The sequence below is a fragment of the Bacillus sp. PAMC26543 genome (genome assembly GCF_014250375.1).
In the GTDB taxonomy this organism is placed as follows: Bacteria; Bacillota; Bacilli; order Bacillales; family Bacillaceae; genus Bacillus; species Bacillus halotolerans.
The window spans coordinates 1012129-1032576 of record NZ_CP060193.1 but is presented as its reverse complement, the minus strand read 5'-3'; the positions used below and the strand labels follow the sequence as shown (position 1 = coordinate 1032576).

The window sequence follows — 20448 nt, the reverse complement described above, 5'->3', positions numbered from 1 at the left end:
ATGGCGAACCCCCTAACGGCCGAAATACGGCGTGCGATGACCTGAACTTCATGTTTCACTTTATTTGTCATCTTTTTTCTCATCTTTCTTTTCTTTCTCTTTTTTCTCTTGTTCTTCTTTTTTCGCTTTTTCCTCGGCTGCGGCTTTTTCTTCTGCCGCTTTCTCTTCAGCTTGCTGCTTTTCTTTATCTGATTGTTCTTCAGCGGCTTGGCTGGCTGTATCAGTTTCTGCCGTGTCTGTTATCGCTTCTTCTTTTTGTTCTTTCATTTGTTTGGTAATTTGGTCGATCTCGCTTTGTACCGTATCCAATTCTTTTTGCTTTTCATCATCTTTCATACTGTCATCTGCTAATATCTCAGCCTTATATCGGATCAGCCCCAGCCCTATATACGGGTTATACTCCAGCTTTCTTCCGATACTAATGGCTTCTTTATTCTCGCCTCTCCCTATGTCTATCCAATAAAGAAAGTGCTGTGGATCTGATTGCAGCGTGACCAGATTATTTTCAATTTGTTTCTTTTGAGTGTCGCCTAATTTTTCAACCTCAACATAAGACATTGCAAGCTGATACTGCACTGATTCAGGCAGGCTTTCCGCATCATATTTAGCCAGCGTGTTGATGACCCCGCTGTACTGCTTGTTCAAGAAAGCGCGGTTGCTTTCCACAATCGCCTGATGCTTCGGCTGCGCGAAAAATAAGGCATACATCGAATAAATCAGAGCCGGCACAAGCAACACAATGAGTCCCAGGCCGATATATCTTTGGATGTTCCACTTCTTTTTCGGGATATGTATGTATGTTTTTGCTTTGGCTTCGAGCTCATCGATATGTGTCTGAATCAGCTCGAGCAGTTCATCATAGGACTTCGCGTCCAATATCGCTTTTGCCTCCGGAGAGAATGTCAGCGTTTCATTGAATTTCAAATAGTCCTCAAATGCAAAAGCGCCGTCGACTGCCAAAGCCGCTGCGGCTTTCAGCTCCTGCCAGACTCTTTCCTCATCATGCTCGTAAGGCGGAATGCTTTCTTTTACGCCGTAATGAAGAAAATATGGGGTCAGCCCTTTATCGAATACAATGTTTTCCGGGGCCACAATCAAATGCAGCCTTGATAACTTGTGCTGCTGTACAGACTGAACAAGCTGATAGGCAAACTGCCATTTGCTTTTTTTATCTTTAGCTTTTATCAAGCGAAATTCTTTATAGGAGGGAGGAGGTTGTATTGTGATGATCACTTCGTCTTCCGTCACATCGATCTCTTTATGAAAAAATGGATTTATATCCTTGATCACGTTCGCTTCGAGACCGTCCAGAAGCTTTATTTTTTCCCGTTGAAAGGTAAATGTATAGCCGTCTTCCGTTTTCTGAGAAGCAGCTTCTAATTGATTTTCTAAATATGATGTTTGTTCACCTGACATTCAACCAGATCCTTTCATAATATTTCAAGCCGGTCTCCGCTTGTAATGCCGCAATCAGATAGCTTGCATTCTCCAGAAAACACCGTATCCTTATTGACCACTCTGATCCAGTGCCCTTCGCGCGGAGGTATGGAAACGCTTTGGGCCTGCCAAGCGATGTCAATGACTTTTTTCACCGGGTGGTAATCTGACAATCTGAGATCGAAGACACTTCCGTTATAATGTTTCAAATCTATCGTAATATCAATATACATGTTCATTCACCCTTACATAGAAAGAGCGCCGTCTTCTGGTGAATCAGGCGCTCCTTCCCTTTCATACTGTTATCCGCGGATTTGATTTGCGATGTCTTGGTCAGTAGACTCAAGAGTATTTGCTGTTTGATCAAGCTGCTGGTTTACATCTTGAAGCAAATCTGACATTTTGATAAATGAAGGTTTGAGCTGCTCGTATTGATCTGCGAACGCTTCGCTAGAAGCACCTTCCCACATGCTTTTTAAATCAGAGATCATTCGGTTTAAACGATCAACCTGATTTAATACTTCTTGGCTTTCAACGCCATATTGCTTCGCCATCGCTCTTAGCTCTTCGGGTGTGACACGAATTAATCCTGCCATATTCCTCATTACCTCCTGTGCCATCAGCCTAAATATGGGCTAATTCACTTATTTTTAGAACGTAATTATTATAAAAACAGTTTTTCGGTACAGTCAAACAAATATGTTTTAATTTTACAAAATGAGTCCAATGGTTTACCTCTCGCCTCTTAAAAATTACATATTTTGTTAAACAAATAGGTTTATTTTCTTAATCCATGTCACCTTCTCCAAATAATCCAAAAGACCCAAATGATTCTCTAACTCCCAAAAAAAACCTTTCAGAAAATTTGATGCTACAGCACCATCTCTGAAAGGTTCAGTTTTCAGAAATATTCATCAGTCTGTTCACCGCCCAAGACAGAATATGTATCTCATTATATTTAAAAAGTGTTTTTCACTTCTATTATACTGCCATTCTTTGTTGTTGATTTTCACAAACAAGAACAATCATAATAAAAGCAAGACGATTTGATGTCAAAGAGAGCAAAGAATAAAAGGATGGAAAAGTAGGGATAATGATGACCATGCCAAAGGATCCGTTTAAATACAGTTTTGACAGACTGGAAGATGTGGCTGACCATATCAGTGAAGTGCTGCAATGTCCGATCACCATTGAAGATGTGAACCACAAACTGCTAGCCTACAGCACCCACAGCGATTGTACTGATCCTGCACGGACGTCTACGATCATTGGCAGAAGAGTGCCGGAGAAGGTTATTAACAAATTGTGGAAAGACGGGACGATTCCCGCGCTGCTAAAAACGGACCAGCCGATCAGAGTGAAGGAAATTGACGAAGTCGGACTAAGCAACCGCGTCGCGATTTCTATTTGGAAGAACAACCAGGTGCTGGGGTTTATTTGGGCGCTTGAAATTCAAAAAACACTGTCGGATGATGATCTGCTGACATTAAAAATGGCGGCTAATGCAGTCAGAAACAAGCTGCTTAAGCTCCAAATCCGAAAAACGAAAAATGAGGAGCGCAGCCAAGAATTTTTCTGGAAAATGCTGACCGGACACATCTATCAAGAACAGGACATGACGGATGGGTTTAACAAGCTTGGAATGGTCGTTCCCTCTGAATTTTCCGTGATGATCATCCGGGTAAACGGCGAGCTGACCGAAAAAACAGAACAGCAGCTTCATTATCTGCAGGAAACGACCCAGCAGGTTCATGCTCTGCTGACAACCGTTGATTCCAATGAACTTATCATTTTAACCGCGCCAAAAACAGATCGTCCTTTTCAAGATTTAAAACAGTTTGCTTTCAGCACGCAAAGGCAGCTGAGGGAACGTTATAAAATAGAGGATGCTTCTATTGCAATTGGCGGAATATACAACTCCATTTCGTTTGTCTGCCGTTCATACCAGGAAGCATTGTCCGTATTAAAAGCAAAGGAACGGTTTGCTGAAGAAACCAAGCATCTTTTCAGTTTTTCAGAATTAGGCATCTATCAATACTTGGACGTGTTAGATGAGAAACGGAAGCAAACGGGATATTTCAACTACTCCCTTTCAAAACTCGAGCAGTACGACCGGGATCACCAGTCCAATATGGTCGAAACGCTCGAACGTTTTATTGAAGCCGACAGCAATGTCAATACCGCCTCTAAGCTCTTGAATATTCACGTTAATACATTGAATTACCGGCTGAAGCGAATCAGCCAGATCGCTGAGATCGATTTAAAAAATGTGAATCAAAAGTTTACTATATATTTGGATATCAAACTTCGAAACAAGAGTTTGTGAAATTTCACAAACCCTTGTTTTTTTATTTTCTTTTTCAAACAAAGAATTTTCCAAAAAATCAAGCTACACTGAACATATCACATATACGGGAGGAAATAGATATGATCATTGGGGTTCCTAAAGAGATAAAAAACAATGAAAACCGTGTCGCATTGACGCCTGGGGGTGTTTCACAGCTCGTTTCAAACGGTCACCGCGTGCTGGTTGAATCAGGCGCAGGCCTTGGAAGCGGCTTTGAAAATGAAGCTTATGAGTCAGCAGGAGCGGAAATCATTGCTGATCCGAAACAGGTCTGGGACGCTGAAATGGTCATGAAGGTCAAAGAACCGCTTCCGGAAGAATATGCATACTTCCGGAAAGGGCTTGTACTGTTTACTTACCTCCACTTAGCGGCTGAACCGGAGCTTGCACAGGCACTGAAGGATAATGGCGTCACAGCGATCGCGTATGAAACGGTAAGTGAGGGACGGACATTGCCTCTGCTTACACCGATGTCCGAGGTGGCAGGCAGAATGGCAGCGCAAATCGGAGCGCAGTTCCTAGAGAAACCTAAAGGCGGAAAAGGAATCCTCCTTGCCGGAGTGCCTGGCGTTGCCCGCGGAAAGGTAACCATTATCGGTGGGGGTGTAGTCGGAACCAACGCGGCGAAAATGGCTGTCGGCCTGGGTGCAGATGTGACAATCATCGACTTAAACGCGGATCGCCTGCGTCAGCTTGATGATATATTCGGCCATCAAATTAAAACGTTAATTTCTAACCCGGTCAATATCGCCGACTCGGTAGCCGAAGCGGACCTTCTCATTTGCGCCGTGTTAATCCCTGGTGCTAAAGCTCCGACGCTTGTCACAGAGGAAATGGTGAAACAAATGAAGCCTGGTTCAGTGATTGTGGACGTTGCAATTGACCAAGGCGGCATCGTCGAAACTGTCGACCACATTACGACACACGATCAGCCGACATATGAAAAACACGGCGTCGTTCACTATGCTGTTGCGAACATGCCGGGCGCGGTGCCTCGCACTTCAACAATTGCTTTAACGAACGTCACGGTTCCATATGCGCTGCAAATCGCAAACAAAGGGGCAGCACAAGCTCTCGCGGACAATGCGGCACTAAGAGCGGGATTAAACACAGCAAACAACCACGTGACCTATGAGGCGGTTGCCAAAGATTTAGGATACGAATATGTCCCTGCCGAGAAAGCCTTACACGATGAATCATCTGTGGCGGGCGCTTAATTCATATGGAGCTTGCAGAAAAATTTCTGCAGGCTTTTTTTATCTTTTAAAAAGGAAAATGGAAATGATGTCTCGAATTAAAACGAAGAACTTGATCATAAAGGAGGATTCATATGGCTGTTCAGCAATATGGCGTGTTAAAAGGCGTTGTCTTAGATATGAAGCGGGAAACAGATGATGACAGTCCTCATTTCCAAGTGAAGATGCTCGGTGAAGAGAATACGTATTACAGGTGCGCCATCAATGTCATGTCCAGTTCTGAGGAATCAGAAGTATTGTATTTAGCTGATGATCAGTTTGATTCGAGCTCAATTACCATTCTTCCGAACATGCCGTATGGATATACGAAGATCAATGACGAAAACCGTGAAGTAGCCCTGGATTATGTGCGGGGCAATCTTTTTGATCCGCGGGAAATGAAGCCTTTGCCTCATGAAATCACGGGGCCTGATAATGATTTAAATGACTTTATTGAAACGTATATGAAGAAAGCGAAAGAAGAAAAAGCGCCGGTTTATATATTTGGATCAAAATTTGGACCTGAACAGGCGGCAGATAAAATATTCGGCTTTACCCCGACAAACGGTATGCACAATATCCACATGAATCAAGGCAATGCGCTGGATACCCGCTGGAAAAAAGACAACGGCTCTTGGCATGACGGAGGTATTCTGATTCAATTTGCCGATCAGTGGGCGGCTGTGTTTTTGGCGTTCTTATCCCAGTCATGGTGTACGGATGAAAACGGGAACCCGGTCAGAGATTGCGATCATACCCAAACGTCTGCGTAAGATAGAAAAAGAGACTGCCTGCTGCAGTCTCTTTTTTTTACCGTCAATGCATTTAGACATTTTCGACAGGCTTTAGGCTGTTCGGCCTCATATCGCTCCAATGTGATTGGATGTAGTCCAGACAAGCCTCACGCCCTTTTTGTTCATGAACGACTGTCCAGCCGCTCGGCACATCGATAAAGCCGGGCCACAAGGAATATTGGCCCTCTTCATTGATGAGAACAAGGTATATGCCATCCGCATTTTCAAAAGGATTTGCCATTGCTTTTCCTCCTTTATTGATTCATTTCTTCCAATTTAGCCGCCAGAACCCGGCCGATGACTGCGAGCGGTTCCGGCTGACAGAGATCTTTATGGCGGCAGTCAATGTCGATTTGTTCAATTTGTCCGTCAATATAAGGCTTCCACGAATCAGGTTCAATCGGGTCAAACCATTCAGGAATGATAGTTGATCTGAAAAACAGAACATTTCCACGGAAGGTTTTCGGTGCATATGAACCTAAAATGCCGACAGAATTGACGTACGTATTCTTTAGATTCAAAATGACCGATTCGTCCAGACTGGCAAGTGCGCTTCCGTCTCGCCGCAGAATCTCAATGGCTGTTTCAAAATCAAGCGGTTTATCTCCTAAGCTGTCTGGGTCGTACCCGCCTAACGCGAGGAGGGCAATAAGCGCTTCCTCATCATCCGGTGCCTCTTTTATAGGAAGAAAGTGGTTTGGGTAGGCGTCCAGCATAACCAATAGAGAAACGTCTTCCCCTTGCTTTTGCAGCTGTGTTGCCATTGCTTGAACGACATTTCCGCCTAAGGACCAGCCAAGCAAATGGTACGGCCCTTTCGGCTGGATCGTCCGAATCTGTTCTATATAGTCGGCAGCCATGTCATCGAGTGTTTTCGGAAGCACCTCCTGCTGTCCAATTCCCCGTGCTTGCAGTCCATAGATGGGATAATCTGTTCCTAAAGATGTCATCAGTCCGGCATAACACCAGCTAAGTCCGCCCGCCGGATGTACGCAAAACAACGGAAGCCGGTCTCCGCTTGTTCGGAGCGGCAGCAAAACATCAAGAGCGCTTTGGCTTGAGCCCATCTCCAGTCTTTCGGCAAGCCCTGCCACAGTCGGCGCTTCAAATAGATTGCCGATGCTGAGTTCAACCCCGAGCGCTTCACGTATGCGGCTCATCAGCTGAACTGCGAGCAGGGAATGTCCGCCCAAATCGAAGAAACGGTCATCAATACCGACACGCGGCAAATGAAGCACTTCCATAAACAAGTCACAAAGGATTTCTTCTTGCGGGGTTCTCGGCCCGCGACCTGTCACCGCAGCAGCAAAATCTGGAGCAGGCAGCGCTTTACGGTCAAGCTTTCCATTCGGCGTCAGCGGCAATTCTTTCATCGTCACAAAGGCTGAAGGCACCATGTAATCTGGCAGTCTTTCAGCAGCATACCTGCGCAGTCCCGCCGTATCAAATGTTTCTTCCGAGGAAGGTATGACATAAGCTGCCAAACGTTTATCTCCCGGCTGGTCCTCACGAACGATCACTGCCGCGTCTTCCAGCTGTGAATGCTGAACAAGCGCAGCTTCAATTTCTCCCAGTTCAATCCGGAAGCCCCGGATTTTCACTTGATGATCGGCACGGCCGATATAATCGAGAGAACCGTCAGCACGCCTGCGGGCTACATCTCCCGTGCGGTACATCCGTGTGCCCGGAGGCCCGAACGGGTCAGCGATGAAGCGTTCCGCCGTTAAACCGGGCCGTCCTAAATAGCCTCGGGCCAATCCGGCGCCTGACACATACAGTTCTCCAGCCACACCCGGCGGAACCGGCTGTAAACGCTCGTCCAGCACATACACCCCAAGATCGGGAATTCCGCAGCCGATCAGGCTGTTTGCTCTTAAAGCTGCAATATTCCGGTCTAATTCGATATAGCTGACGTGCACTGTTGTTTCAGTAATACCATACATATTGATCAGTTTCGGCGCCTTTTCAGGGTGGCGATGATACCAATCCTCTAAACGGCTGAGTTCAAGCGCTTCTCCGCCAAAAACAACATATCGAAGGCTGAGCGCCTGTCCGAGGTCAGGCTGCTCCCTTTCCGCCTGCATAAACTGATAGAACGCTGATGGTGTCTGGTTCAAAACAGTCACACCCTCTTTTACCAGCAGACGCAGAAACGCTTCCGGAGATCTGCTGATGTCATGAGGCACGATAACAAGGCGGCCGCCGTGCAGCAAAGGTCCCCAAATCTCCCAAACAGAAAAGTCAAACGCGTAGGAATGGAACATTGTCCATACGTCGTCTGAACCGAAATGGAACCAGTGATCGGTCGCTCCAAATAACCTCGTCACATTTTGGTGAGGAATCATGACGCCTTTTGGAACGCCTGTTGATCCGGATGTATAAATAACATAAGCCGTGCTGTAAGGTGACAGCGGGCGAATCCTGTCCGTATTATCCGGATTCAAAGGGCTGTATGTTTTTAGTTTCTCGCGTAATTCCGGATCATCCAGCACAATGTTCTGCACATTTTCTGCAGGCGGGATTTGATTTTCCGCCTGTGAGCTCGTGATGATAAACGCAGGCCGCGCATCGCTCAGCATAAAAGCGATTCGGTCAGCCGGATAGTCCGGATCAAGCGGCAGGTATGCAGCTCCCGCTTTTAGTACCGCTAACAGGCTAACAGTCATATCCAATGAGCGAGGCAAAGCTAATGCCACAAATTGCTCCGGTCCGACGCCTTTGCTGATCAGCAGCCTGGCAAGCCGGTTCGCCCTTTCATTCAGCTCCATATAGCTCATTGCTTTATCTTCATAAACGACTGCAATGGAATCAGGGCTCAGCGCAGCTTGCTTCTCAAACAGCTCCGGAAGACACGCTTGCGGAATCTTTTCAGAAACACTTTGCCAATCCGTTACCGTGATACTGCGTTCCTCTGGTGCAAGAATATCCAGTCTTCCGATTTCCTGATCAGGATCAGCCTCGGCAGCCTCAAGCAGCCGCAGAAGGCGATCAGCAAGGGCTTGAATAGTTTCCCGTTTAAATAGATCGGTGCTGTACTCAAGCAGTCCTTCCAGTCCATTTGGTGTCCCGTCATCAAGACGGCTTTCACTGATTTCTAATGTTAAATCAAATTTGGCAGATCCTACGCTGTGAATGCGCAGGCTGCTTTCTGTACCAGGCAGGCTCAGCTCTGCGTCAGGTGTGTTCTGGAACGCGAGCATGACTTGGAATAATGGATGCGTCGCCCGGGAGCGAGCAGGATTGAGCACCTCTACAAGTCTCTCAAACGGCAGATCCTGATTTTCATAGGCTGCCAGATTCACTTCCCGCACTCTGTCAAGAAGCTCACGGAAACTCGGATCACCAGAGGTGTCTGTTCTGAGCACCAATGTATTGATAAACAGTCCCACAAGATCACTAAGCGCATCGTCATTCCGCCCCGCAATCGGGCTTCCAATCGGAATATCAGTTCCAGCTCCGAGCCTTGTCAGCAAGGCGGCAAGTCCTGATTGAAGCACCATAAACAGACTTACTCTATTGGCACGGGCCAGCTCCAGCAATCGGCTGTGAAGCTCTGAGTCTATATGGAAATGGATTGTATCTCCTTGATGACTCGGCTCAGCAGGTCGTGAATAATCGGTTGGCAGTTCGAGCTGATCGGGCAAATCTTTCAGTCTATCTTTCCAGAAAGCAAGCTGACCGGCAATCAAACTGTCTGGATCATGCTCGCTTCCGAGCAGACTTTGCTGCCAGAGCGCATAATCCGCATACTGCACAGCAAGCGGTGTCCATTCGGGAGCTCTCCCGTGACAGCGGGCGGTATAAGCAGCAGCCAGATCACGAGTCAGAGGAGTCAATGACCATCCGTCTCCGACAATATGGTGCACGAGCAGCAGCAGCACGTACTCGTCGGGACCGATAACAAAAAGCTCGGCCCGGAAAGCAGGTTCAGCTGCAAGGTCAAAGCTGTAGCGAGCAGCATCGGCAAGCCTCTCAGAAAGCTCCTCTTTCTTCATTTCTGTAACATATAAATCAGGACGGGCTTGATCGGCGTCCAAAATGCGCTGATAAGATGTCCCCTGTGATTCAGGGAAAATGGTCCGAAGGCTTTCATGGCGGCTGATGAGATCATATAGGGCCGCTTGCAGCGCTTCTTGGTTCAGTTCACCTGAAAGACGGACGGCAACCGGGATATTATATGTAGGACTTGGCCCTTCCAGACAATGGAGGAACCATAGCCGGCGCTGTGCAAAAGAAAGCGGAATGTTCTCAGGACGTTCAGCTCTTTGCAAAGCGGGACGGACACTCTGCACCTGATCAAGATGTGCAGCAAGTCCGGCAACTGTCGGTTCGTCAAAGAGCTTGGCGATGCCCAGCTCAGCTCCCATCGTCTCACGAATACGGCTCATCAAACGGGCAGCAAGGAGAGAATGGCCGCCCAGCTCGAAGAAACTGTCATCGATGCCTACGCGTGCAAGACCTAGAACCTCCGCAAACAGATCACACAGTATCTCTTCTTGAGGCGTTCGCGGTCCCCGATCAGTGACAGACGCCCCAAAATCAGGTGCCGGCAATGCTTTCCGGTCAAGCTTGCCGTTAGGTGTTAATGGCAGTTCATCGATCTCCACAAATGCCGCAGGCACCATATAATCAGGCAGGCTGGCACCGACATAACGGCGAAGCTCAGCAATATCTAGAGCTGAAGAAACGACCAGATACGCCACCAATCGTTTATCTCCCGGCTGGTCCTCTCGAACGACAACCGCAGCCTGTTTCATTTGAGGATGTTTAGCAAGCACGGCATCAATTTCTCCAAGCTCAATGCGGAAACCGCGAATCTTGATTTGATGATCGGCACGCCCGATGTAATCCAGAGACCCATCCGCACGCCAGCGGGCCTGATCTCCGGTCCGGTACATCCGTGTGCCCGGCGGTCCGTACGGATCAGCAACAAAGCGCTCCGCCGTTAAATCAGGGCGCCCTAAATATCCGCGGGCCAATCCGGTTCCCGCAATATAGAGCTCTCCAACAATGCCTGGCGGGACGGGCTGCAAACTATTATCGAGCACATATACCTGCGTATTCCAAATCGGCTTTCCGATCGGAGGCACACCCTGTACTCCTTTTTCGAGAAAAGCTGCCGCAGACCAAATGGTTGTTTCAGTAGGACCGTATAAATTAGTCACTGGACAATCAAGCGCCTGCAGGGCCTCCAAAAGCCCGCTCGGAAGCGCCTCTCCCCCGACAAGCACCCTGAGCTCCCGAAGTTTCTCAGGTTCGTTTGTGACCAACGCATGCCACAGGGTCGGCGTTGCCTGCATAATTGTTATATCAAAATATTCAATCATTTTAGCTAATGCCTGCGGCTCACGGGTTGTTTCTTTTTGAGCAACAACAATACTCGCTCCGCTGATAAGCGGGAGGAATAATTCTAAAGCAGAAATATCAAAAGCGACAGTCGTCACAGCCAGCAGCCTGTCTTGTTCATTGAGAGAAAATGTCTCCTGCATAGACAGCAGAAAATTACTTAAACTTTTCAGCGTGACAACAACACCCTTTGGCCTTCCTGTTGATCCCGATGTATAAATAATATACGCCGGATGAGCAAGAGATACATGTACATTTGGGTTGTCGGCAGAATAACGCTTCACAATCTCTTTTGTCACAGGCAGATCCAGCACAAGCTGCGGTGCCGTTAGATCGTCAGGCAGAGTATCTGCAATTTCCTCAGTCGTTATAATGCATGATGGCTTTGCATCCTTCAGCATGTATGAAATTCTGTCGGCAGGAAACTCCGGATCAAGCGGAAGATAAGCAGCACCAGTCTTTAGTACGGCCAGCATTGCAGCTACCATTTCGGAAGACCGCGGCAGGGCCAAGGCGACAAACTGCTCCGGCCCAAGCCCTTTTTCTATCAAAAGATGCGCGAGGCGGTTTGCTTGTTCATTCAGCTCTTGATAGCTTAATTGACTGTGATCGCAAATCAGGGCGATACGTTCAGGGGAACGGTCAGCCTGCTCCTGAAACATATCCGGAAAGCTGAGCAGCTGCTCGGATTTTGCTGTCTGATTCCATTCGCTTATGACCCGTGCTTTTTCTGCAGGCAAAAGAAATTCCATTTGCCCAATCAGCATGTCCTCACCGGCTGACGCCGTTTGTAAAAGCTGTAAGATCCGCTGCTGATGGACCTTTATTTCTGACTCACTGTATACTTCAGGATTGGCATCCACATCAATTCGCAGCCCGCTTCCGTCTGTTCTGTCATAGACATTTATCGACAAATCATCAACAGGACCGGCTGACAGATTGTGCGTCGTTCCCCGGGCTCCGGCAAAGTCGAGACCGTAATCGAAAGGCATAAGATTAATTTGCGGGCCAAATAATCTATGATTTTCTCCTATTAGTTTCAGGTCCCGCCGCAGTTCCTCATGGCGGTATTTATGATGCTGCCGGATACTGCGGATTTCCCGGGAAATTTGCAGCACAAGCTCAGAAAAGCTCATCGAAGGACTCACAGACAGCCTCAGCGGGAGAAGATTCATCACCATAGCCGGAACATTCAGGGATGCCGATCCCATCCGTCCCATCATAGGCAGTCCGAGCACAACATCCTCAGAGCCGGTCATACGGTGCACATAAGCAGCTGATACCGCAATCACGACTTCATGCCAGCTTCCGGCGTAATAGCGCGCCGCCTCTTTCAGCGCGTTTACATCTGATGGCGGCAAATAAGCAGTCTGGCGCAGAAAGCTTTTTGAGGTTCTCGGCGCCCGTTCTGCTAAACTGACAACTTCAGGCTTGTCCGCAAAACGATTCAGCCAGAATTGCCGATCCTCTTCATATGTTTCAGACGAGCGGTACGCTGCGTCCTCCTCCAAAATATCCTGCAAAGAGCCGAAGGAACGATCATCAGCGGACCGCCCTCCTGCAAGTGCTGTATAAGCATGTGCAACCCGCTGAGCGATCAGAGAAAACCCAAAGCCGTCGATCGCTATATGGTGAATGCGCTGATACCAAAAGAAACGCTGTGGCCCGGCTTTAAACAAAGCTTCGCGGAACAATGGGTCATGCTGTAAATCGACCGGCTTTGCCAAATCAGCTTTCATCCAGTGTAAAGCTGTCTTTTCCGGATCAGGCTCAGAGCTGACGTCAATGACTTGGAGCTGTACATCCGGTGATGGATTCATCATCTGCCAAGGCCCGTCCATATCTTCACCAAAGCGGACATGAAGTGATTCCGCTTCTTTTATCACGTGCCGTAAAGCTTCTTCAAAAAGAGAAATGTCGATTGGGCCGTTGATTTCTATATATTCGGCTGTATTGTAGATTGGATTATCCGGATCAAGCTGCTGAGCAAACCAAATACCGGTTTGCGCTCCGGTTAAAGAATATTGAAGATCTTTTGTATCAGGCATCCGTTTTTTTACCTCCTTTTATAAATAGTCCGCGTTTGGCAGCACTCTCTCAATGCGGCTTGAAAGCAATTTCTGCCATTCTTCTATTGTCGGCCGTTCAGCCAGTTCGACGAATGTCACCTCGGCTCCTTCACGGCGCCATTGTTCAACTAATGTCATGATCCTTACAGAATCAAGTCCCCTATTCAGTAAGTCTTCATTATCTGCAATATCATCAGGCGATTCTTGAAGAAGCTCAGCAATTTGTGTTCGGATACTCTCGCAGGTAAATATATGTTTTTCAGCTTTTTCTGATGGCTTTTGAGCCGCAGAAGGCGTATGTTTCAGCTGATCAAGCAAGCTGTCGGTCATCAGCGTAAACGCACAGCGCCCAGCCGCATAGTCAAGCGCCATTTTATGCTTGTCCCGAGAAAAGTCCGCAACTGCATCAGCAACAAAAAATGCTTCGATATCCTCCATAAACGCTTCACATGCTGTAACGAGACAGCCAATATGAGCATAAATCCCGGAGATGATCAGCTGATCGCGCCCCTGTTCACGCATGATCTCAAGCAGATTCGTTCTCTTAAATGCGCTGTATCTCCATTTTGTCAATACGAGATCATCGTCTTCCGGTGCAAGCTCGGCCACAATTTTTTCCTCGTAAGGACCGCTGCTTAATCCAGGTCCCCAAAAATCAGTCAGCAACGCCCGGTCCTCCGGATTTTGACTGCCGGGCTGCGCTGTGTAGACAACAGGTATTCCGAGCTGAACACATTGATCCTTCAGCTTGCGTATATTTGCTGAAAGCTCTGTTACCGGAGACGCTCCTGCTGTAAACGCGTCGACAAAATAGTTTTGCATATCGTGTATTAAGAAGACTGCCCGATTTGGATCAGGCACCCATGATACTTTGTTTGTTGGCATATCAGACGCTGTCGGCATTTGATACGGCTGAATGGCAGGAATAGCCATTTGAACACTCCCTTTCAAATCGTTTCTATTTTTTCGAACCTGCAAGAAGTTTTTCGGCGATCGCTTCGCGAAGCGCCTTTTTGCTTACCTTTCCTACCCCTGTCTGCGGGAAGGACTCAACAAATTCGATCCGGTCTGGAATTTTATATGCTGCAAGCCCGCGCTCTCTTAGAAAAGCTTTGAGTTCTGCGGCTTTCGGCGCTTGATCCCGGGGAATAATGAAAACACATGATCTTTCACCAAGAAATTGGTCAGGCATTGAGACCATTGCCGCATCATGCACAGCCGGATGTGCCAGAAGATGATTTTCAACCTCTTCAGCCGCCACTTTTTCTCCGCCGCGGTTGATTTGATCCTTTGCCCGTCCTTCCACGACAACATAACCGTCGGGTGTCAGTCTCACTAGATCGCCAGTGCGGTAAAAGCCGTCCTCGGTAAACGAAGCCGCATTGTGCTCATCAGCCTTATAGTATCCCCGGATCGTATACGGTCCCCGTGTCAGCAGGTGCCCCGTTTCACCAGGTTTCACGTCACGGTCCTGATCATCCCACACACGTATTTCATCGTAAGAAGACATCGGCTTACCTTGGGTATTGACAATAACTTCCTCGGGGTCATCAAGCCTTGTATAATTAACGAGCCCTTCTGCCATTCCGAAGACCTGCTGCAAGGTGCAGCCGAATACAGATTTCACTTTGCGCGCGGCTTCAGCGCTGAATTTCGCGCCGCCTACCTGTAGCACTTGAAGGCTTGATAAATCGTCATCTCGTGAGGAAGCAGCGTCCATCCATACCATTGCAAGCGGCGGGACAAGAGCTGTTATTGTCACCTGTTCCCGTTCAATTAAAGGGAACGAGTCGTCCGGACTCGGAGAAGGAGATAAAACCACTTTTCCTCCAGCGTATAATACGCCTAGCACCCCGGGTGAGCTCAGCGGATAATTGTGCGCCATCGGCAATGCGGCCAAGTACACAGTGCTGTGATCAAGCCAGCAAACCTCCGCACTCATCCGCAGGCTGTATATATAGTCATCGTGGGTTCGCGGTATCAGTTTCGATAAGCCGGTGCTTCCGCCAGAAAGCTGGAGAAACGCCACATCCGAAGATTTTACTTCAGGCAGCTCGCCAGGTTCTGTATGCAATGCCTCAAGCGGCTGGAATTCCTCCGCCTCACCTGCGACAATGATGTGTTTCAAGGACGGCAGCTTGCTTTGAACCTGTCTGGCAAGTGTGCGGTAGTCAAATCCCGAATGAGAATCGGGGATGATATAAGCCTCCGCTTCAGCAAACTCGCAAAAATATGTAATCTCACTGCTTCGATGAGAGGGCAGTGCAAAGACCGGGAGCGCCCCCAGCCGAAAAAGCGCAAAGATGACTTCGAAAAACTCCGCGATATTCGGCAGCTGCACCACTACACGATCCATTTGTTTAATACCGAGCTTCTGCAATCCGCCTGCCAGACGGTCAGCCCTTGTGTCAAGCTCTTGATAGCTCCAATGGGTGTCCCCGCATGTAATCGCGATACGATCGCCATGTTTGGCAGCCCTGTCTCTTAACATATCTCCAAAAGTCTCACCGGCCCAGCACCCGTTCTCCCGGTACTTTTCCGCAAACTCCTTGGGCCAAGGCGTAAATCCATTCAGCATGCTGTTTCCCTCCTGCATTTATTTCTGATCATATGTGATTGACACCCATTGCCCGAAGCATTGTCCGAAACTTTGCGGATGTCTCCTGGAGCTCGTCCTCTGCTTTTGATCCGGCTACAACACCGGCACCTGCAAAAAGACGAAGTGAACGTTCTTCAGCCTCTGCACAGCGAATCGTAACGATCCATTCGCCATCGCCTGCATCGTCACACCAGCCTACCATGCCGGTGAAGAAACCTCGGTCAAAAGGTTCAATTTCCCGGATGGCTTCTCTTGCAAGGCCAGTCGGTGTTCCGCAGACTGCCGGCGTAGGATGAAGCGCGGCGCCTAGTTCCAGCGCGGTTACAGTCGGATCAGAAAGCTCTCCTTTAATGACACTGGACAAATGCCACATCGTCTCAGTTTGGATCAGCGAAGGCTTTTCCGGAACGTCCAGCGTCCGGCAAAAAGGCCGCAGCCCGGCGGCAACCGCATCAGCCACAACAGCATGCTCATGAAGATCCTTTGCGGAGGAAAGCAATTCATCGGCCCGGCGCTGGTCCTCAACAGGATCATCACTGCGAGGTCTAGAGCCCGCTAACGGATTGGATACCACCTGGGTTCCCATTCTCGAAACGAGAAGCTCCGGACTTGCTCCGAGTAATGTCCGATGGGAAGATGAATCATCTCGGCCGGATACATCGGCTGCAAAAGTATAACCGTGTGTATTATGCCGCGCCAGATGGTGAAGCAGTTCTCCCGTTTGTATCGCTTCAGATGATGTCAGATGCAGCGATCTGGACAGGACAATTTTGCTGAGTGTGCCGTCAGCAATGCTTGCCAATCCTTGTTCTACACCTTTTTTATAGTCCTCCGGTGCAGGAACAGGCTGTATTTGATATGTATGTTCCCGCTGCTGTTCGATGTTGGCATGATCGAATTGAAGCGGTCCTGACCACCGTACCTCCTCCGGAACGACGAGCCGGGGCGATTTCAAATGATCAAATGGAACAGCTCCCACAACAACCGGACGGCTTTGCCCCGATTGCTTTGCTTTGTTAAGCGCCTCAGCAATGCGGCCGGGTAAGGTTTCTAATTGGTTTTGGCCGTCTGCATCCGGCACGGTTTCACATATTCCTTTTCCAAGCAGCACACGGTGAGGGGAAGCCAGGAAAAAAGTGCCCGGCTGATAATCACGAAGCAAATGCTCCGCCTTTGTTTCAGATATAACGTTTTGTTCCAACATCTTCATAAACCTCCTTTGAGTTAAGTTATACGCCTAAGGTCGCGCCGCCATCTACACATAAATTATGCATCGTAATATGGCCTGCCTGCTCAGAAACCAAAAAGAGCACGGCATCCGCAATATCCGAAGGCTGGGCCAGTTTTTTGAGCGGAATTCCCGTTTTAAATGTATCAAGCGATCCTTTGATGACTTGCTCTGCTCCATTTTCATCAGCCCATAAGGACCACTGCATGTCTGTTTCCGTTGATCCGGGAGAAACAATATTGCAGCGAATGTTGTATTCTGCAAGCTCAAGGCCAAGGCACTTTGTAAACATCACGGCCGCTGCCTTTGATGAGGCATATGCCGCCATAGATGTCCTTGGCACACCGGCTGCATTTGATCCTACTGTTACAATCGAACCGGATCTGCGGTTCATCATATATTTGCTGACTGAGCGCGACGCGTTAAAAACACCAGTCGAATTCACTGAGAAAGTGGCCTCCCATTCCTCATCACTGAGAGAATGAATCAGCCCTGGCCGAAGCACACCCGCTACGTTCACCAATATGTCAATCGGGCCCATGTCACGTTCGATTCGAGCCGTGATATCGTCAATCGCCGCACTGTCTCTCACATCCGCCGGAAAGGCTTCGGCATGACATCCCTCGGCTTTGAGGCTGTTCACGACTTTTTCAAGCTTTTCTGGATTGTAATCAATCGCAGCAATGTGCGCCCCCTGACCGGCAAGCGTCCGCGCAACAGCTTCACCTATTCCTTGGGCAGCCCCTGTAATCAATGCGATCTTGCCTTCTATACCTCTTACATTCATTTCATCATTTCCTTTCTTCGCTTGTAACGCCAAAAATGACATTTTGCGAAAAAGACTGCTTCACCTTACCATTAATCACAATCAATTGATAATGATTATCATTATCAATTATAAAAATAATCATATCCTTATGTCATCCGACAGTCAAATATAATTTTTGTGACAAATATGGGAGCTGAGACAATTCTCAGCTCATTGATATGTGCGGGCCGTCAGGGTGAAGCGCGAAACGCAATGCCCTGCTGACCAAAACAGGAAGAACCGAAATATGTCCTTCTCCTGAAAACTCGCAAAATTCTGTCCGTACGCCTTGGTCAGTCAAAGTAGACAGCCGCTCGTAAAGCTCCTTCGCGTTATCGTTCATTCGGCATTTATGATGCTTTTCCAATTCTCCTGCCGCAAGCAGAAGATTGACAGGCTGATCGTTTTTCTTTAAACAGGAAACGAAACGCTCAGTTTCCTTTTCAATAAATGGTTTATTCCAATGAATGGACGGACTGCCCGCGATATACGTTTGGAATGCATCCGGTTTCGTTAAGAGCACCTGCAAAACGAAGAGCCCGCCAAGAGAGTGGCCAAAGATCGTTTGTCTGTTTCTGTCAATCTCATAATCTTGTTCAATCTCCGGTTTGAGGTCCTCCTCAATAAACCTTAAAAAGTCCCCCGCTCCTCCATGCTCCGGCCATTCTTTGCCGTCAGGCCTTACCGGAAGCTCCGAGTAAGACGTAGGCATTGTAAAATCCCGGTGGCGCGCAGAAGAAAACGGTTCTGTTGTGTCATAGCCAATACCGACAATTACAGCGGGAATCACCCCTGTTTTCTCAGGACGGCGCCCCTGCACTCGAACAGCTTCCGACATTGTACCGAAGATAGAATTGGCATCGAGCAGATAAATAACCGGATAACCAGAAGGCGGCGGCTCCGTGCTCGGTTTTGAGATAAAGATTTGATAGCCGCGGCTGTCATTGCATGAAGACATTTTACGCACTTCCGTTCCCGGAATGGTAAATGCGTTGTAGGTCCCGCCTTTAGCCTCATCTGTTTTTTTCTCAATCATGCAGTACGACATTCCTCTCCTTAAAACTGGCTGCATTTATGATAATGATTTTCACTATCAACTAGACAACTCAAATAATAGGTTTTCTGGCAAACAAAGTCAACTTTTTCCTTAATAAAAAAGGCACCTTCTCTAAATAAGGTACCTGATGACTAGCAATATGGAAATAAAATCCTGAAAAAGATGCTGATTATCCTACGTTTACTAGAACCTTAATCCCATGTAAATCTCTGATTCTGCCAAGGGTCGCCTCTCATATGATAGCCGTTCTGCTCCCAAAAACCGGGATGATTTTCTTTCGTAAATTGGATGCCGCGCAGCCACTTAGCGCTTTTCCAAAAATACAAATGAGGAAACACCCCTCGCAGCGGGAAGCCGTGTTCAGGCGTTAAAGGTTCGCCGTTATGCGCATAAGCGAGCAGTGATGTTTCAGCCAAAAAGTCATCGAGCGGCAGATTTGTCGTCCAGCCCTCTTCCGCGTGTAAAATGACATAGCCTGCCTCTTCTTTTACCCCGGCTTTCTCCGCAATATCCCGTGTCCGCACCCCCTGCCAAACGTTATCAAGCCGCGACCAGCCTGTCACGCAATGAATGTCATTTTCTGATTCGCACTGAGGAAAGGCTTTTATATCTTCAAAGCTTAAAAGCATCGGGTGATCAACCAATCCGTATACTTGCAGATTCCACTTCGTCATATCCTCATAATACGGAACGTTCCCCGTATGAAGCACAGGAAACGAAGTCGTCACATTTTGATTGGGCGGCACTCTTCCTGACTGATCTGCCTGTTTTATTTTTCCGAAATACATGCAAATCCTCCTTTTGTTAACCTAAATTATATTTATGTTGACAATCATTCAGATCTTTATTACTCTATGATTGTGTATGTAAACCTAAGGGGGAACAACGATGAAACAACCTAAACTTCGTGCGGGTGATATGGCGCTGATCGGCATGTTCGCCGCACTTATGGCTGTCGGCGCCAACATTACATCAGTCGCGCCCTTTTTGCAAGTTGCCGGCATTCCGCTGTCGATGCAGCCGTTTTTCTGCCTCTTGGCGGCTTTGCTTCTCGGCAGCAAACGCGCTGCTATCGCGATGCTTGTATATGCGCTTGTCGGATTGGCCGGGGCACCGGTGTTCGCTCAGTTTTCCGCGGGCTTCGCACCATTTGCAGGTAAAAGCGGCGGCTTCATTATCTCATATATTCCTGCAGCATTCGCAGCTGGATGGTTATTAGAACGCAAAATTCAGCCAAGTAAAATCCGTTTTCTGATTGCTTCTCTTATCGGAACGGCCATTATGTATATCATCGGCACCACCTATATGTATCTTGCGCTGAAGCTGTGGATTCATACACCGGTGAGCTACGGCACGGCTTGGGGCTTTATGACTTGGTTTATGGTAAAAGACACGGCACTGGCTGTGCTGCTGACGTTTATCGCACCTGCGATCTACCGCTCTATTCATAAAGCAACCGGCTTTAACAGACATCAAATATCGTCCACTTAAAAACCGTTCCGATGGACGGTTTTTTGAAATGATAAAC

General features: G+C 48.0%; 15 protein-coding genes. 4 read left to right on the top strand and 11 right to left on the bottom strand.

Annotated elements, in window-relative coordinates; genetic code table 11:
- Positions 1-60: 60 nt before the first annotated feature.
- The 3 genes from essB to H7F27_RS05090 form a co-directional block, all read right to left on the bottom strand.
- Entirely contained in the window at positions 61-1416 is a 1356-nt protein-coding gene (gene essB, locus H7F27_RS05100; protein WP_185848672.1) for a type VII secretion protein EssB, read from the bottom strand.
- A gap of 14 nt (positions 1417-1430) precedes the next feature.
- Positions 1431-1670, bottom strand: a complete 240-nt coding sequence (gene yukD, locus H7F27_RS05095) for an ESX secretion system protein YukD (protein ID WP_010331710.1) — start codon at positions 1668-1670, stop codon at positions 1431-1433.
- Positions 1671-1739: 69 nt separating this feature from the next.
- Positions 1740-2033, bottom strand: a complete 294-nt coding sequence (locus tag H7F27_RS05090) for a WXG100 family type VII secretion target (protein ID WP_003220661.1) — start codon at positions 2031-2033, stop codon at positions 1740-1742.
- A 506-nt stretch (positions 2034-2539) separates the two neighbouring features.
- Here H7F27_RS05090 and H7F27_RS05085 point away from each other — a divergent pair.
- The 3 genes from H7F27_RS05085 to H7F27_RS05075 all read left to right on the top strand — a co-directional run bounded on the left by H7F27_RS05085 (position 2540) and on the right by H7F27_RS05075 (position 5792).
- Entirely contained in the window at positions 2540-3763 is a 1224-nt protein-coding gene (locus H7F27_RS05085; RefSeq protein ID WP_185848928.1) for a sporulation transcriptional activator AdeR, read from the top strand.
- Between the two features lie 101 nt (positions 3764-3864).
- Positions 3865-5001: an alanine dehydrogenase gene (gene ald / locus H7F27_RS05080; protein ID WP_101860015.1), complete on the top strand. Its 1137-nt coding sequence runs from the start codon at positions 3865-3867 to the stop codon at positions 4999-5001.
- A 113-nt stretch (positions 5002-5114) separates the two neighbouring features.
- Positions 5115-5792: a YukJ family protein gene (locus H7F27_RS05075; RefSeq protein WP_101860014.1), complete on the top strand. Its 678-nt coding sequence runs from the start codon at positions 5115-5117 to the stop codon at positions 5790-5792.
- Positions 5793-5844: 52 nt separating this feature from the next.
- Here the strand turns inward: H7F27_RS05075 and H7F27_RS05070 are convergent, their stop codons facing one another.
- The 8 genes from H7F27_RS05070 to H7F27_RS05035 form a co-directional block, all read right to left on the bottom strand.
- Positions 5845-6054, bottom strand: coding sequence for an MbtH family protein (locus tag H7F27_RS05070; RefSeq protein WP_044158967.1), 210 nt, complete (start codon positions 6052-6054; stop codon positions 5845-5847).
- A 13-nt stretch (positions 6055-6067) separates the two neighbouring features.
- Positions 6068-13207: an amino acid adenylation domain-containing protein gene (locus tag H7F27_RS05065; protein WP_185848671.1), complete on the bottom strand. Its 7140-nt coding sequence runs from the start codon at positions 13205-13207 to the stop codon at positions 6068-6070.
- Between the two features lie 18 nt (positions 13208-13225).
- Positions 13226-14161 carry an isochorismatase gene (locus H7F27_RS05060; RefSeq protein WP_024122704.1) on the bottom strand — a complete coding sequence of 312 codons (936 nt, stop codon included), beginning with the start codon at positions 14159-14161 and terminating at the stop codon, positions 13226-13228.
- A 25-nt stretch (positions 14162-14186) separates the two neighbouring features.
- Positions 14187-15806, bottom strand: coding sequence for a (2,3-dihydroxybenzoyl)adenylate synthase (locus H7F27_RS05055; protein ID WP_101860012.1), 1620 nt, complete (start codon positions 15804-15806; stop codon positions 14187-14189).
- Positions 15807-15834: 28 nt separating this feature from the next.
- Positions 15835-17031: an isochorismate synthase DhbC gene (gene dhbC, locus H7F27_RS05050; protein WP_185848670.1), complete on the bottom strand. Its 1197-nt coding sequence runs from the start codon at positions 17029-17031 to the stop codon at positions 15835-15837.
- A gap of 25 nt (positions 17032-17056) precedes the next feature.
- Positions 17057-17842 carry a 2,3-dihydro-2,3-dihydroxybenzoate dehydrogenase gene (locus tag H7F27_RS05045; protein ID WP_185848669.1) on the bottom strand — a complete coding sequence of 262 codons (786 nt, stop codon included), beginning with the start codon at positions 17840-17842 and terminating at the stop codon, positions 17057-17059.
- A 187-nt stretch (positions 17843-18029) separates the two neighbouring features.
- On the bottom strand, positions 18030-18899 hold the full coding sequence (gene besA / locus H7F27_RS05040; protein WP_185848668.1) for a ferri-bacillibactin esterase BesA: 870 nt from the start codon (positions 18897-18899) through the stop codon (positions 18030-18032).
- A 212-nt stretch (positions 18900-19111) separates the two neighbouring features.
- Complete coding sequence (locus tag H7F27_RS05035) at positions 19112-19708, bottom strand: sulfite oxidase-like oxidoreductase (RefSeq protein ID WP_095713990.1); 597 nt, start codon at positions 19706-19708, stop codon at positions 19112-19114.
- A 100-nt stretch (positions 19709-19808) separates the two neighbouring features.
- Here H7F27_RS05035 and H7F27_RS05030 point away from each other — a divergent pair, with 100 nt between their 5' ends.
- On the top strand, positions 19809-20411 hold the full coding sequence (locus H7F27_RS05030) for a biotin transporter BioY (protein ID WP_024122710.1): 603 nt from the start codon (positions 19809-19811) through the stop codon (positions 20409-20411).
- The last annotated feature ends 37 nt before the right edge of the window (positions 20412-20448 follow it).